Origin of the sequence: Candidatus Salinivivens marinus (assembly GCF_965655845.1) — a bacterium.
Classification (GTDB): Bacteria; Pseudomonadota; Alphaproteobacteria; order Rhodobacterales; family Rhodobacteraceae; genus Salinivivens; species Salinivivens marinus.
The window spans coordinates 44,741-59,202 of the sequence record NZ_CBFHHX010000007.1 but is presented as its reverse complement, the minus strand read 5'-3'; the positions used below and the strand labels follow the sequence as shown (position 1 = coordinate 59,202).

The 14,462-nt window shown below is 40.7% G+C and carries 12 protein-coding genes; 8 read left to right on the top strand and 4 right to left on the bottom strand.

The window, feature by feature from the left end:
- Window positions 1-9 precede the first annotated feature (9 nt).
- A complete protein-coding gene (locus ACTF5Q_RS07775; RefSeq protein WP_153692553.1) occupies window positions 10-255 on the top strand; it encodes a hypothetical protein in 246 nt (81 codons plus the stop codon).
- Here the strand turns inward: ACTF5Q_RS07775 and modC are convergent.
- Window positions 248-1,330 (bottom strand): molybdenum ABC transporter ATP-binding protein, encoded by a 1,083-nt coding sequence (gene modC / locus ACTF5Q_RS07770; RefSeq protein WP_438954060.1) that lies wholly within the window; start codon window positions 1,328-1,330, stop codon window positions 248-250. The genes ACTF5Q_RS07775 and modC overlap by 8 nt on opposite strands.
- Window positions 1,327-2,025 carry a molybdate ABC transporter permease subunit gene (gene modB / locus ACTF5Q_RS07765; RefSeq protein WP_438954059.1) on the bottom strand — a complete coding sequence of 233 codons (699 nt, stop codon included), beginning with the start codon at window positions 2,023-2,025 and terminating at the stop codon, window positions 1,327-1,329. The genes modC and modB overlap by 4 nt, the downstream gene beginning before the upstream one ends.
- Window positions 2,026-2,203: 178 nt before the next feature.
- Between modB and rimP the strand changes: the two genes are divergently transcribed.
- From rimP to infB, 4 genes are read left to right on the top strand one after another with little or no spacing between them, the layout of a single operon-like run.
- Entirely contained in the window at window positions 2,204-2,779 is a 576-nt protein-coding gene (rimP, locus tag ACTF5Q_RS07760; RefSeq protein ID WP_438954058.1) for a ribosome maturation factor RimP, read from the top strand.
- Between the two features lie 3 nt (window positions 2,780-2,782).
- Complete coding sequence (nusA, locus tag ACTF5Q_RS07755; protein ID WP_438954057.1) at window positions 2,783-4,396, top strand: transcription termination factor NusA; 1,614 nt, start codon at window positions 2,783-2,785, stop codon at window positions 4,394-4,396.
- 1 nt (window position 4,397) lies between these two features.
- On the top strand, window positions 4,398-5,036 hold the full coding sequence (locus ACTF5Q_RS07750) for an RNA-binding protein (protein WP_438954056.1): 639 nt from the start codon (window positions 4,398-4,400) through the stop codon (window positions 5,034-5,036).
- Window positions 5,026-7,506 (top strand): translation initiation factor IF-2, encoded by a 2,481-nt coding sequence (infB, locus tag ACTF5Q_RS07745; RefSeq protein ID WP_438954055.1) that lies wholly within the window; start codon window positions 5,026-5,028, stop codon window positions 7,504-7,506. Before ACTF5Q_RS07750 ends, infB begins: the two co-directional genes overlap by 11 nt.
- Before the next feature lie 2 nt (window positions 7,507-7,508).
- On the opposite strand, the gene mutT is transcribed toward infB, so the two are convergent.
- Window positions 7,509-7,907, bottom strand: coding sequence for an 8-oxo-dGTP diphosphatase MutT (gene mutT, locus ACTF5Q_RS07740; protein ID WP_153691489.1), 399 nt, complete (start codon window positions 7,905-7,907; stop codon window positions 7,509-7,511).
- Window positions 7,904-9,136 carry a bifunctional glutamate N-acetyltransferase/amino-acid acetyltransferase ArgJ gene (gene argJ / locus ACTF5Q_RS07735; protein ID WP_438954054.1) on the bottom strand — a complete coding sequence of 411 codons (1,233 nt, stop codon included), beginning with the start codon at window positions 9,134-9,136 and terminating at the stop codon, window positions 7,904-7,906. The genes mutT and argJ overlap by 4 nt, the downstream gene beginning before the upstream one ends.
- Before the next feature lie 357 nt (window positions 9,137-9,493).
- Between argJ and secA the strand changes: the two genes are divergently transcribed.
- The 3 genes from secA (at window position 9,494) to ACTF5Q_RS07720 (ending at window position 14,451) form a co-directional block, all read left to right on the top strand.
- Complete coding sequence (gene secA / locus ACTF5Q_RS07730; protein WP_438954053.1) at window positions 9,494-12,202, top strand: preprotein translocase subunit SecA; 2,709 nt, start codon at window positions 9,494-9,496, stop codon at window positions 12,200-12,202.
- Between the two features lie 85 nt (window positions 12,203-12,287).
- The gene (locus ACTF5Q_RS07725; RefSeq protein WP_438954052.1) at window positions 12,288-13,469 is read left to right on the top strand and encodes an ABC transporter substrate-binding protein; all 1,182 of its coding nucleotides are present in this window, start codon (window positions 12,288-12,290) and stop codon (window positions 13,467-13,469) included.
- 58 nt (window positions 13,470-13,527) lie between these two features.
- Window positions 13,528-14,451 (top strand): branched-chain amino acid ABC transporter permease, encoded by a 924-nt coding sequence (locus tag ACTF5Q_RS07720; RefSeq protein WP_438954051.1) that lies wholly within the window; start codon window positions 13,528-13,530, stop codon window positions 14,449-14,451.
- Window positions 14,452-14,462 lie beyond the last annotated feature (11 nt).

The following is a 14,462-nucleotide window of genomic DNA, read 5'->3' as shown; positions in this document are numbered from 1 at the left end:
GGGGCCATGATGTTTTCGATCGAACATGAATTTGACTCAACAGTCATAACTTTAGTTGATGAAGGAACTGCTCAATTACAAGAAGATCTTATCATCAATAGTTTCTCTGAATGCGTAACAATTGAACAATATGACGCTCGTACTGATAAAATTAATAAAATCACATTTTCTATGGCACAGCTAAAGGACTTAAGTGCTGCCATCAATCTTCCCGAAGGAGTTTATACAAGGTTTAAAAAAGAAAATTTTAAGTAATAATATCCGAAGTAGCGACCGAAACAGTTTTTAAGAATGCAAAACAAGTTTGGCCAAGCTTTAAATTCATTGCATTAAGAGAACGCTGCGTTATTCTTGTTGTTAGCTTATGACCTCCAACTTCAATACCAACAATAGCACCAGGTCCATTCCCTAGAATTACCTCATCCACCTTACCCTGCAAAATGTTAAGAGCCGATATCTTTTTAGGTTTTTCGATTGCAAGTGTTATATCTTTTGCCAGGATTCTTAAATAAACTTTGCTACCTAAAATTGCATCTATCTTGGGCAAAAATAATTTAGAACCTGCAAAATCTAGTTCTGTAATGCCATCGGATGCATGTTTTGAGACCTTAGCCTCAACAAAAGATGAAAGGTCTCTTAAACCCAACTTCTTTGCAACACTGAAACTAGACAATATTTGCAAGGTCTTGCCTTGTTCGAGAATCCTGCCTTTTTCAAGAACTACAATTCTATCGGAAAGTCTGACAACCTCAGATTGAGAATGGCTTATATAGAGGATTGGTATTTTAAAATTATCACGTAAGAATTCTAAATACGGGATTACTTCTGCTTTCAAGCCTTCATCAAGCCCGGTCAACGGCTCATCCAAAATGAGTATCTTTGGATTGCTCAGCAAGGCACGACCGATTGCCACTCTTTGCTTCTCACCACCTGATAAATTTCCAGGTAAGCGATGAAGAATTTGTCCTAAATTTAGCACTTCCACAATTTCTGTAAATGAGCTGAGGTGACCCTTTCGGCCAAATCTATTTGAATACTTTAAGTTACTCTCAACGTTCATATGTGGGAATAGTCTTGCGTCTTGAAAGACAAAACCAATCCCTCTCTTGTTAGCGGGCACATTAATTTTTTGCTGACTTTCAAAAATTACTTCATTGAGTATTTTTATATAACCGGTATCTGGTTTCACTAATCCTGCGATAAGGTTTACCAGCGTTGATTTACCAGCACCCGAAGGTCCAAAAATTGCAGTTATACCAATGTCGGCATAAAATTCTGTATTGAGCTGGAAGTCACCCATAGTTTTTTCAATGTTTACAGCTATACTCATTCGTTGTCTTCTCTTCTGCTCAACCTGCTGGCGAGAACTTCGGAAATATATAACGCTCCAATAGAAATCAGTAACGAAAGACAGACTAATCTTAATGTCATAAAATTATTGTCTGGAATCTGCAAAAATTCAAAAATGGCCGATGGTATTGTTTGGGTTTGCCCGGGAATGTTTGATACAAAGGTGATTGTAGCTCCAAATTCTCCCATTGATTTTGCAAAGCCTAAAACAGCTCCCGTTATTAAAGCTGGGATAATTAATGGCAAAGTTATTGTTAGGAAGATTATAAACTTATTTGCACCCAATGAGTAAGCAGCCACTTCTAATTTTGGATCAACACTCTCAAACCCTAATCTAATGGCTCGAACCATCAATGGAAAAGACATAATAGCAGCAGCAAGCACAGCGCCAAACCAATGAAAGGCTACAGTGACGCCAAAATAGGTATCTAAAAAACGTCCAATTATCCCAGTCCGATTGAATAAAAGCAATAAAAAATACCCGGTAACTACAGGGGGTAGTATTAATGGAATATGAACTATGACATTTAGTGCCTGTCGGCCCCAGAATTTTTTTCGGGATAAAACATAGGCGATATAGACTGCTGGTAATAAACTAAAGACAACAGACCAAATTGACACCTTTATTGATAACAAAATTGCATCTATTTCCTGAGAGCTTAATTCCAAAACCACTATCCATTACTTATGCTTGCGTTTTATCATGTAGCTAAAGTGACTGACAACTTCAAAATTGAACACTTGCAAATAGAGAATATTACAATTATACGACGTACAACAGCGGTGTGTTGGGCAACTTACACTCCACCGATTTAACGCAGCGGGCCGCAGGCCCGTTTTTTTGTATGAGATAATGATTAACAACTTAATAGCAAAATCCTATATGGATAAAAAACTTGCAGAACTCTTAAATCCAATTTTAGAGGATTTAGGATTTGAAATGGTGCGAGTTAGATTATCCAATGGTAATCCTAGCACCTTACAGATTATGGCTGATCGCTTAGACGGTCAAATAGGAGTTGATGAGTTAGCAGAAATTAATACATCAGTCGGAACAATCTTAGATGTAGAGGATCCAATACCAGAAAATTATACATTAGAGATTTCAAGCCCTGGCATCGATCGACCGCTTACAAGAAAAAAAGATTTTGACTCATTCCAAGGTTTTGAAGCCAAGGTAGAAACAACGGAACTAATTGATGGACGACGACGATTTAGAGGCGTTTTGGCTGGGTTAAATAATGATGAAGTGCTTATCAACCTTGAGGAAGGTACCATTGGTTTAAAATTTACTTGGCTTTCAGATGCGAGATTAGTTTTATCGGATGATTTAATTAAAAAAATGCTTAAGAAAAATACTAAGGCAGGTATTTTGAATGAAGAAAACTTTGACGAAATTGAAACCCAGTTGGAAAATAATGAGGAGTAGAAAATGGCTATAACTTCCGCAAATCAGTTAGAATTGTTGCAAACAGCTGAAGCTGTAGCACGCGAAAAAATGATCGATCCAAGTCTAGTAGTGGAAGCTATGGAGGAAAGTTTAGCGCGAGCAGCTAAATCACGCTACGGCTCTGAAATGGATATACAAGTTTCTATTGACAGAAAGACTGGTCGAGCGACATTCCGACGTGTTCGCACAGTTGTAGAAGAAGAACTTTTAGAGAATTACCAAGCTGAAATGACCGTGGAACAAGCCAAGCAATATATGGAAAACCCAGAAGTTGGACAGCAATTCATTGAGGAAATACCTCCAGTCGACATGGGACGTATCGCAGCTCAATCAGCTAAGCAAGTAATTTTACAAAAAGTACGAGAAGCAGAGCGTGACAGACAGTTCGAAGAATTTAAGGATCGTGCTGGTACAATAATAAACGGTGTTGTGAAACGTGAGGAATACGGGAACGTTATAGTTGATGTTGGAAGAGGCGAGGCAATGCTTCGGAGAAATGAAAAAATTGGCCGCGAGAGTTACCGCTCCGGAGACAGGATCCGGTGTTACATAAAAGAGGTAAGAAGAGAAATGAGAGGCCCTCAAATCTTTTTATCGAGAACAGCGCCTGAATTTATGGCTGAACTATTTAAAATGGAAGTTCCCGAAATCTATGAGGGAATCATCGAAATCAAATCGGTTTCAAGAGATCCTGGATCACGCGCAAAAATATCAGTATTTACGAATGATGGCTCAATTGATCCCGTTGGAGCTTGTGTTGGAATGCGAGGCAGCCGCGTTCAAGCTGTTGTAAACGAATTGCAGGGTGAAAAAATCGATATTATTCCATGGAATGAGGACCAACCAACATTTTTGGTGAATGCGCTGCAGCCTGCAGAAGTAAGTAAAGTTGTTTTGGATGAAGAGGCTGGGAAAATTGAGGTCGTTGTTCCAGACGATCAACTATCTCTTGCAATTGGGCGTAGAGGGCAAAATGTTCGCTTAGCTAGTCAGTTAACCAATCTTGATATCGATATCCTGACTGAGGCTGAGGAGTCCGCACGGCGCCAAAAAGAATTTGAAGAGCGTACTACTTTGTTCATGGATACTCTGGATTTGGACGAATTTTTTGCCCAACTCCTTGTTTCTGAAGGTTTCGCGAGTTTGGAAGAAGTAGCTTACGTCGAATTAGATGAGTTAATGGTAATTGACGGGGTGGACGAGGAGACAGCCAGTGAGCTGCAAACCCGCGCTCGTGAGTTCCTTGAGAAAGAAGCCCAGGAAGCTTTAGACAAATTGCGCGATCTGGGTGTAGAGGAAGCATTGCTAAACTTTGATGGGCTATCTCCAAAAATGCTACTTGCTCTGGCTGATGATGGAATAAAGAATGTTGAAGAGTTTGCAAAATGCGCCGACTGGGAACTCGCGGGAGGCTGGACAACGGTTGACGGTGAAAGAGTTAAAGATGACGGACTTTTGGAAACTTTTGGCGTCACTCTTGAAGAGGCCCAAGATCTAATTATGACAGCACGAGTTATTCTGGGATGGGTAAATCCAGATGAAATTTCGCCAGTTAATTCTGCCGAAGCTGAAGAGGAAAATTTACAAGAAAGTTAACATGACAGACACTTTTGAGCATAAAGATATACTACAGGGTAACGAAAGAAAGTGTATCGCAACTGGTAAAATTGGAGATAGAGACGCAATGTACCGTTTTATAATCGGCCCGGACAGTCAAGTTCTGCCCGATTTGGCTGCAAAATTACCAGGAAGGGGTCTGTGGGTCTCGGCTAATCAATTATCTTTGAAATTGGCTATAGAAAAAAATCTGTTTGAGAAGTCGGCCAAAAAAACTTTAAAAGTGAAAGAGAATTTAATTTCTGAGATAGAATGCCTCCAATCAAAAAGGTTACTAGATCTTATTCGTTTGGCACGTAAAGCTGGCCAAGCAGTATGTGGCTATGAAAAGGTGAAGGAGTGGCTTTCAAAAGATAAAGTTTTACTACTGATACAAGCGTATGATGGTTCTGGTAGGGGCAAGTCAAAACTTAGCACGCCAGATAAAGCAAAATTCATTGGCTGCTTAAGCTCACTGGAATTGGGAGAGGCATTTGGGAGACAAAATGCAATTCATTGTGCAGTTACATCTGGTGGTTTAGCTAAACGTATAGTACAGGAGGCGCACCGGTTAACAGGTCTTCGACGGAATTTTGGTGAGAAATCACCTGAAAGGAAAAGACAACTAAATGAGCGATAGTGATGGCAAAAAAACTCTAGGTCTGCGGGGTGGACCCCGCGCAGGTAATGTCAAACAAAGCTTTAGCCACGGCCGTAGCAAGAGTGTTGTTGTCGAAACCAAACGTAAACGGATAGTTGTGCCAAAATCTGGCACTGCAAAACCTATGGATGGAACACAGGCCACAGAGAAAACGGCTAGTGCAAGACCTTCTGGTGTTACAGATGCAGAAATGGAACGTCGAATGAAAGCTTTGCAAGCTGCAAAAGCTCGCGAAGCAGAAGAAAAATCGGAACGTATAGCTGAAGAACAAAATAGGCAAGAAGAGCGCGACAGAAGAATAGCTGAGCAGGAAGCTAAAGAAAAAGAACAGAGAGATGCTGAAGACCGGGCTCGCAAAAAAGCTGATGAAGAAAAGGCAAGAGTAGAAGCCGAGGAACTAGCAAAACAGGCTGCCCTTAATACGCCTGTGCCAAAAGGCGACCCAGAAACTGTGTTGAAGGAGCAAAAACACCCTCAGTCAGTACAAAGAAAGAAAACTCGCGAGGATGAACCTAGTGAAAGACGAAACACAAAGGGTCGTGAAGGATTTGGTCGGAGATCTGGCAAGTTAACTATAAGTCAAGCCCTAGAGGGTGAAGGCGGTCGACAAAAATCAATGGCCGCAATGAAGCGCAAACAAGAACGAGCACGTCAAAAAGCGATGGGCCAAATGCAGGAGCGCGAAAAAGTTGTAAGAGACGTTCAAATACCTGAGGCCATAGTCGTTTCTGAATTAGCAAATAGAATGGCAGAGCGTGTAGCAGAAGTTGTAAAAGCGCTTATGAAAATGGGTATGATGGTAACCCAGAACCAAGTAATTGATGCCGATACTGCTGAGTTAATCGTCGAAGAATTTGGACACAAAGTCGTAAGAGTTTCAGATGCAGACGTCGAGGATGTTATCAATGAGGTGAAAGACGCTGAATCTGATCTAAAGCCCAGACCAGCAGTAGTAACAATAATGGGGCACGTAGATCACGGCAAAACATCTTTGCTGGATGCAATTAGAAACACCAAGGTAACAGCTGGAGAAGCAGGCGGAATTACACAGCATATCGGGGCGTACCAAGTCGAGACAAAACGAGGTGATATAATAAGTTTTCTTGATACTCCGGGGCACGCTGCATTCACCTCCATGCGCTCAAGGGGTGCTCAAGTTACCGATATTGTAGTTTTAGTGGTAGCTGCAGATGACGCTGTCATGCCACAAACAGTGGAGGCAATAAATCATGCGAAGGCTGCAAATGTTCCAATGATTGTTGCTATTAACAAGGTTGACCGAACCGAAGCGAACCCAGATAAGGTGAGGACTGATCTACTTCAACATGAAGTAATCGTAGAAAAACTTTCTGGCGAAGTCCAAGATGTCGAAGTCTCGGCAATAAATGGAACTGGATTGGATGAATTACTCGAAGCTATAGCGCTACAGGCAGAAATATTGGAACTTACTGCGAACCCAAACAGGGCTGCTCAGGGTGCAGTGATTGAAGCTCAACTAGATGTGGGACGCGGACCCGTAGCAACCGTGCTAGTTCAACGCGGGACTTTGCAACAGGGTGATATCTTTGTTGTAGGCGAACAATGGGGTAAAGTGAGAGCACTTATCAATGACCAGGGCAAACGTGTTGATACCGCAGGACCTTCAGTACCCGTCGAAGTGCTAGGATTAAATGGGACACCCGAAGCTGGTGATGTTTTGAACGTTGTTGAAACTGAGGCCCAGGCGAGAGAGATTGCAGACTACCGAATTGCAGTTGCAAAGGAGAAACGAGCTACTGCTGGGGCATCCACTTTAGAACAAATGATGGCAAAAGCTAAAGAAGACAAAAATGTTTCAGAGCTTCAAATTTTAGTTAAAGCTGATGTGCAAGGTTCCGCAGAAGCAATTGTACAGGCAATGGAAAAGATTGGAAATGATGAAGTTAGAGTTCGTGTGTTACACTATGGTGTTGGAGCTATTACAAACACAGATATAAGCCTAGCCGAAGCCTCTAATGCACCAGTAATTGGATTTAATGTACGCGCGAACACCTCTGCTCGTCAGGTCGCAAATCAAAAGGGTGTTGAAGTCAGATATTACTCTGTAATCTATGACCTAGTTGATGATGTCAAAGCTGCTGCAAGTGGACTTCTATCAGCAGAAATCCGTGAAAATTTCATAGGTTATGCTCAAATCAAAGAAGTGTTCAAAGTATCTGGAGTAGGTAAAGTTGCAGGTTGTATAGTAACAGAGGGCGTTGCGCGACGTAGCGCTGGCGTTCGCTTGCTGCGTGACGATGTTGTCATACATGAGGGTACACTTAAAACACTTAAGCGCTTCAAGGATGAGGTGCCCGAAGTGCAATCAGGACAAGAATGCGGTATGGCTTTTGAGAATTATGAGGATATCAGAAACGATGATGTTATTGAGATTTTTGAGCGACAAGAAATCGAGCGGAGCCTAGATTAACATCATAGCCAATCTCTAAGAACCGATATTAGTGGAATATCTGCAGCCGGCATTGGAAATTCTTTTAAGCTGTTTACATGCACCCATTTTAAGTTCTGACCTTCTTTAGCTTTGGGTGTTCCCTCCCACTTTCGACAAGCGAAAAGCGGCATCAATAGATGAAAATCTGAGTACCCATGACTGGCGAAGGTAAGGGGAGCTAGACAACTTGACCAGGTTTCAATTCCTAGTTCTTCATAAAGTTCTCTAATTAAGGCATCCTCTGGAGTTTCCCCAGGCTCAATTTTACCGCCGGGAAATTCCCACAAACCCTCCATGCTTTTCCCACTGGGCCTTTGGGCTATTAAAACTCTTCCATCTCGATCAATAAGTGCAACCGCTGATACTATTATAACTTTCATGATCTATAGTCTGCATTTATTTCTATGTACCTGTTGGTCAGATCGCAGGTCCAGACCTTTGCACTGCCTGTACCTATGCCTAAATCAACATTTAAATTCAAACGTTGGCGTTTCATATATGCAGCACCATCAGACTCTTTATAATGTGGAGATACCCATCCATCTTCTGCTACCAAAATATCCCCTAATCTTATTGACAATTTATCTCTATCAGCAGATGCACCTGACTTGCCGATTGCCATAACAATTCTTCCCCAGTTTGGATCTTCTCCAGCAACAGCAGTTTTTACCAAAGGGGAGTTGGCTATAGACATAGCGTGCAACTTAGCTTCTTTTCGGTCTACAGCACCAGTGACACTAACCTCAATAAACTTGCTTGCACCCTCTCCATCACATACGACTTGATGCGCCAAATCAAGCATCACTTTTCGTAATCCCTCACGAAAGTCTAGATCATTTTTATTCACTTGAATACCACTTTTGCCAGTTGCACTAACTAATAAAGTATCAGAAGTTGAGGTATCACTATCAACAGTAATACAGTTGAATGTTTCGTCATTTAAATCTGAAACAATTGACTGCAAATCATTTTTATCAATTAGAGCATCTGTAAAAATATATACTAGCATAGTGCCCATATTCGGAGCGATCATACCTGACCCTTTTGCAATGCCCGAAATTGTTATTTTGCCTCCACTCGAACTGACTTTAACACTACTACCCTTAGGAAAGGTATCTGTAGTCATTATAGCCCGAGCAGCATTCTCTATTTTTGAAACGTGAAGTGAGTCAACCAGATAATCAAATACGTTTATTATTTTTTGATATTCTAGCAACTCACCTATTACTCCCGTTGATGATGAGAATATTCTCTCTACTGGTATCTGCACTCTTGTTGAAAGCTCCGCAATGATTTCTCTAACCGCCAACTCACCATGCCGACCAGTGAAAGCATTTGCATTACCCGAGTTTACAATTATTGCAGCCCCTGTTTTCTCAACGTTGATGCCAATTTTATTTTGACAATCAATTACAGGCGCAGACCTCGTCATTGAGCTGGTGAATAAACCAGCAATTACAGTTTCAGGTTCTAAGAGAATAAGAGTAGCGTCTTCACTATTTCCTGATTTTATACCAGCGTTCGCCGTGGCAAATCTTACTCCTGAAATGGAATGCATAATTGGAAAATTTTTAGGAGCCAACGGGGAGATATTTGATACTATTGACATTGCATAACCCTATACTGATATCTGTATTACCGTTAAAAATAGTAGAATTTGATACATTTTGTGTAGCTCTTTTAATCGACAAATACATTAGGGTCTATATTGATTAAGAATTGTTTAGATATGTAATTTACTCAACCGATTACGGCGATATACTTAAATCAAAAACCCACAAAGATTATCTTTGCTTATAAATAAAGCTACTAAACCTATTCTAAAGTTGCAGAGAACGTTGACACTTTTTATGCATCCCCTTAAATCGCATAGAGTATTTTTACTAGCGTGCTTAAAACTTTTAAGGTTTTCTGACCATAGAAGCACTGATCATCAAACTTAAATCCTTTGTGGGTAAGGAATGAAATGTTAGGTCTTGGAAAAATTGCAAAAAAGGTTTTCGGCACTCCAAATGATCGACGAATACGAGAAGCTCAAAATATCGTCGAAAGTATAAATGCGTTAGAGAAAGATTTCAGCGTTCTCTCTGATAGTGAAATAAGCTCAAAAACAAAAGAGTTTAAAGAGCGTCTCGAGAAGGGAGAAACATTAGATATGTTACTTCCAGAGGCTTTTGCGAACTGCCGTGAAGCCGCAAAGAGAGCGTTAGATCTACGGGCATTTGATGTTCAATTGCTTGGAGGAATTTTTCTGCATCGAGGTAACATTTCCGAAATGAAGACGGGTGAAGGTAAAACTTTAGTTGCTACCTTTCCAGCATATTTAAATGCTCTTGTTGGAAAAGGAGTGCACATTGTTACAGTGAATGATTATCTTGCAAAGCGAGATGCAGACTGGATGTCAAAAGTTTACACTGCGCTAGGAATGACAACAGGGGTCGTTTATCCACAGCAAGAGGATGAAGAAAAGCTAGAAGCATACTCCTGTGATATTACGTACGCGACAAATAATGAATTAGGTTTTGATTATCTGCGCGATAATATGAAACCAAGTATAGATCAAATTGCTCAGAAACATCATTATTTTGCTATTGTAGACGAAGTTGATAGCATTTTAGTAGACGAGGCCAGGACCCCATTAATTATATCTGGTCCAGCTCAGGATCGATCAGAGCTTTATATAAAAATTGATAAACTAATTCCAACCTTAGAAGAAATGCATTTTACAATCGACGAAAAATCGAGAAATGTTACTTTTACGGATGAAGGAAACGATTTTTTGGAGCTACAGCTCAGAGAAAGAGACCTACTTCCAGAAAACCAATCCCTTTACGATCCCGAGAGTACAACTGTGGTCCATCATGTTAATCAAGGGCTTAGGGCGCATAAACTTTTTACTAAAGATAAAGATTATATCGTAAGAGACAAACAAGTCGTTTTAATCGATGAATTTACTGGACGGATGATGTCGGGAAGACGATTGTCAGAAGGCCTTCACCAAGCGATTGAAGCAAAAGAGGGCTGTGAGATTCAGCCAGAAAATGTCACGTTAGCTAGCGTTACGTTCCAAAACTACTTTCGACTGTATGAGAAGTTATCTGGTATGACAGGAACTGCTGCAACTGAAGCAGACGAATTTATGGAAATTTATAAGCTTGGGGTGCTAGAAATTCCAACAAATAAACCTGTGACTAGATCAGATGAAGATGACAGGGTTTACCGAACTGCAAAAGAAAAATACGAGGCCATAGTTAAAGAAGTCAAAGAAGCGAACTCAAAAGGCCAGCCAGTTCTATTAGGGACAACATCAATTGAAAAATCTGAACTTTTGTCAGATTTACTTAAAAAGTCTGGTGTCGAGCATAATGTCTTAAATGCACGTCAACATGAGCAAGAGGCATATATAGTTGCTAACGCTGGCAAGTTTAGAGCGGTAACAATTGCGACGAACATGGCGGGCCGCGGCACTGATATACAATTAGGCGGCAACCTGGAAATGGAGGTCTTGGAAGCTCTAGAAAAAAAACCAAAATCAAAACCCGAACAGATACGTAAAACTATTGAAGAAAAGCATTCGAAAGAGAAAAACCAAGTTTTAGAAGCCGGTGGCTTATTTGTGTTAGCATCAGAACGGCACGAAAGCCGTAGAATTGATAACCAGTTAAGGGGTCGCTCGGGCAGGCAAGGTGATCCTGGCAAAACCTGTTTCTTTCTAAGTTTAGAAGATGATTTGATGCGTATATTTGGGTCGGAAAGACTCGACAAAGTATTATCAACCCTTGGTATGGAAGAAGGGGAAGCAATTATACACCCATGGGTAAATAAATCCCTTGAACGCGCGCAGTCTAAAGTTGAAGCCCGAAATTTCGATATTCGTAAACAATTACTGAAATTCGACGATGTAATGAATGATCAGAGAATTGCCATATTCGAACAACGCCTTGATATAATGCGCGCCGACGATCAAACTGAAATCATTGATGATATGCGTAACGACGTAATTGACGATCTGATAAATATTCATATTCCTCCAAAATCATATCCTGACCAATGGGATCTAGATGGTCTCAAAGGAGCGCTAAAGGATGGTATGAACCTTAATTTACCTGTCAAAGACTGGGCAAATGAAGAAGGTGTAGATGACGAGTTGCTGACCCAACGTATTGAAGATGCGGCGAATTCAATGATGGCTGAAAAAACAAAAGCGTTTGGTAAGGAAGCAATGCAGCAAGTGGAAAAACAACTTTTGCTTCAGACAATTGACACTAAATGGCGAGAGCATCTTATAACTCTGGAACATTTGAGATCCGTTGTCGGTTTTAGGGGTTATGCTCAGAGAGATCCGTTAAATGAGTATAAAAATGAAGCGTTCCAGCTATTCGAGCGTCTTTTAAATGGCTTACGTTACGATGTAACAAAACAGCTTAGCATGGTGAGACCCCTAACTGATGACGAACGCAATGCAATGGTTGCCAAGTTTTTAGACGAACAAAAGAAACTGCAAGTAGCTCCTAAAATAGAGAATACAAAAACTACCAAGTCAAACTCAAAATTGCCACTTGGAGCAAAAACCCCACCTGAACAAATGCCAACGGGTTGGCAGTCAACCGGCAGGAATGAAATTTGCCCGTGCGGTTCTGGAAAGAAGTTTAAACATTGCCATGGTCGGTTATAATAAAAAATTTAATAAACTAAGTTTACCTTAGGTGAGTTTGTGCTAGGCTCTTTCTGCTAATTACGTTTTTTTTGAGGAGAGAAAAATGAAGAAAGTACTTGCGGCGATAATCTTTTGCAATTTTATGGTATCATCGGCCGTTTCTGCTGAAATTAAAATTGGATTTGTTACTACATTAACAACACCAGCAGCTGTTATCGGTGAAGATATGACAAATGCAGTTAACCTGGCCTTAGAACACTTGAATGGGAAAGCTGGCTCACATAAAATTGAAGTAGTGTTTGGTGATGATGGATTCGCACCTGATACTGGGAAGCAAGTAACAGATCGCCTTTTAAAACAAGATAAGGTTGACATAATGGCAGGGTATATTTGGAGCCATGTCTTATTAGCATCGCGCAAGTCTGTATTGGATGCAGGGAAAATATTGATTTCCTCAAATGCAGGACCTTCACAAATGGCGAGCAAATTGTGCCACGAAAATTTCTTCTCCGCCTCATGGCAAAATGATCAAACGCCAATGGCAATGGGCGAGGTTTTTAATAAAGTCGGTATAAAATCGCTTTACATAATGGCTCCCAATTATGCTGCAGGGAAAGACATGGTAGCTGGAATCGAACGTACATTTAAAGGGCAAGTAGTTGGCAAAGACCTAACAAAATGGGGTGCGGATGCCCAATTAGACTTCTCAGCTGAACTCGCTAAAGCAAAGGTATCGGGAGCTGATGGATTGTTTGTTTTTTATCCTGGAGCTGCGTCTGGAGCGTTTACAAAACAATATCACCAGGCAGGTTTAAAGGATTTGCTGCCCTTGTATTCCGTATTTACGATAGATGGTATTTCACTACCCAAACTACAGGCTGCAAATTTCTCCGGAATAGTGGGGTCAAAAGTAACACAACAGTGGGATCCCTCTTTAGATAATCAAGCGAATAAGAAGTTTGTTAACGATTTCAAAAAACAGTTTGGTAAATATCCTTCATTCTATGCTGCCCAGTCTTATGACACTATTAATATGATAGCGTCTGCTGTGACGGCGGTTGATGGCGATATGAGTGATGTTGCTGGTCTCCGATCTGCACTGAAAAGCGCTAATTATAATTCAGTTAGGGGTAAATATTCTTACGGGAATAATAACTTTCCAATTCAAAACTTTTACCTGAGAGAGGTTGTTGAAGATTCGGATGGCAATTGGACTACAGAGGTAGTTGATACTGTATTTAAAAATCACCAAGACCCATTTGCAGCTGATTGTAAGTTAAAATAATTAATAGTCCGTCAGTATAAAACTTTGACAATTAGCTTGTAAAGATCTGGGGGCAGTATTGGACTATACTCTGCTTTTAATACAGGTGCTAAATGGGCTTCAATTGGGAGTTCTTTTGTTCCTGGTAGCCTCAGGCCTTACTTTAGTTTTTGGGATTTTAGATTTTGTAAACCTTGCACACGGTTCGATTTACATGTTGGGAGCGTTCGTATGCGCTTCACTGACTTATGCACTGGATAGTTATTTATTAGCAGTAATTTTGGCATTACCCATTATTGGGATTATCGGATACCTTTTTGAGGTTTTCCTCGCCCGTCCACTCTACAGTAGAGACCATCTGGATCACGTACTAGGAACCTTTGGTGCAATTCTGGTAATTGACACAATTGCCCATTTAATTTGGGGTCCCGCTGGAATTGCTATTCCTTTACCGAACTACTTGGATGGGCAAATCAAAATCTCAGAAAATATTGAACTACCTACGTTTAGAGTTTTAATCATCATTGTTGGACTACTAGCAGCTTTCGGTCTGCTTTGGCTGGTGAATTTTACCAGGTTGGGAATGTTAATACGGGCGGGTGCATCTAATAGAACAATGGTGTCAGCACTAGGCATTGATATAAGAACCCTTTTTGCCATCGTATTTGCTATTGGCGCAACTCTGGCTGGTATGGCAGGAATGCTTATTGCGCCTATCACAGAAGCTTCACTCGGTATGGGAAACAATGTAATAATAACTGCTTTTGTGGTAATTATAGTGGGCGGAATTGGTTCTGTGAAAGGCGCACTTGTAGCTGCTTTGCTTATCGGACTAATTGATACCCTTGGACGCGCCTTTCTAGACGATTTTTTCAAAATATTCATGAGCGCAGCTGCTGCCGAAAATTCTGCTCCAGCCATTTCCTCAATGTCGATCTACCTAATTATGGCATTGATATTGTCGTTTAAACCAAACGGTTTGTTCCCTCCTAAATTACGGTAAATATAATTCCA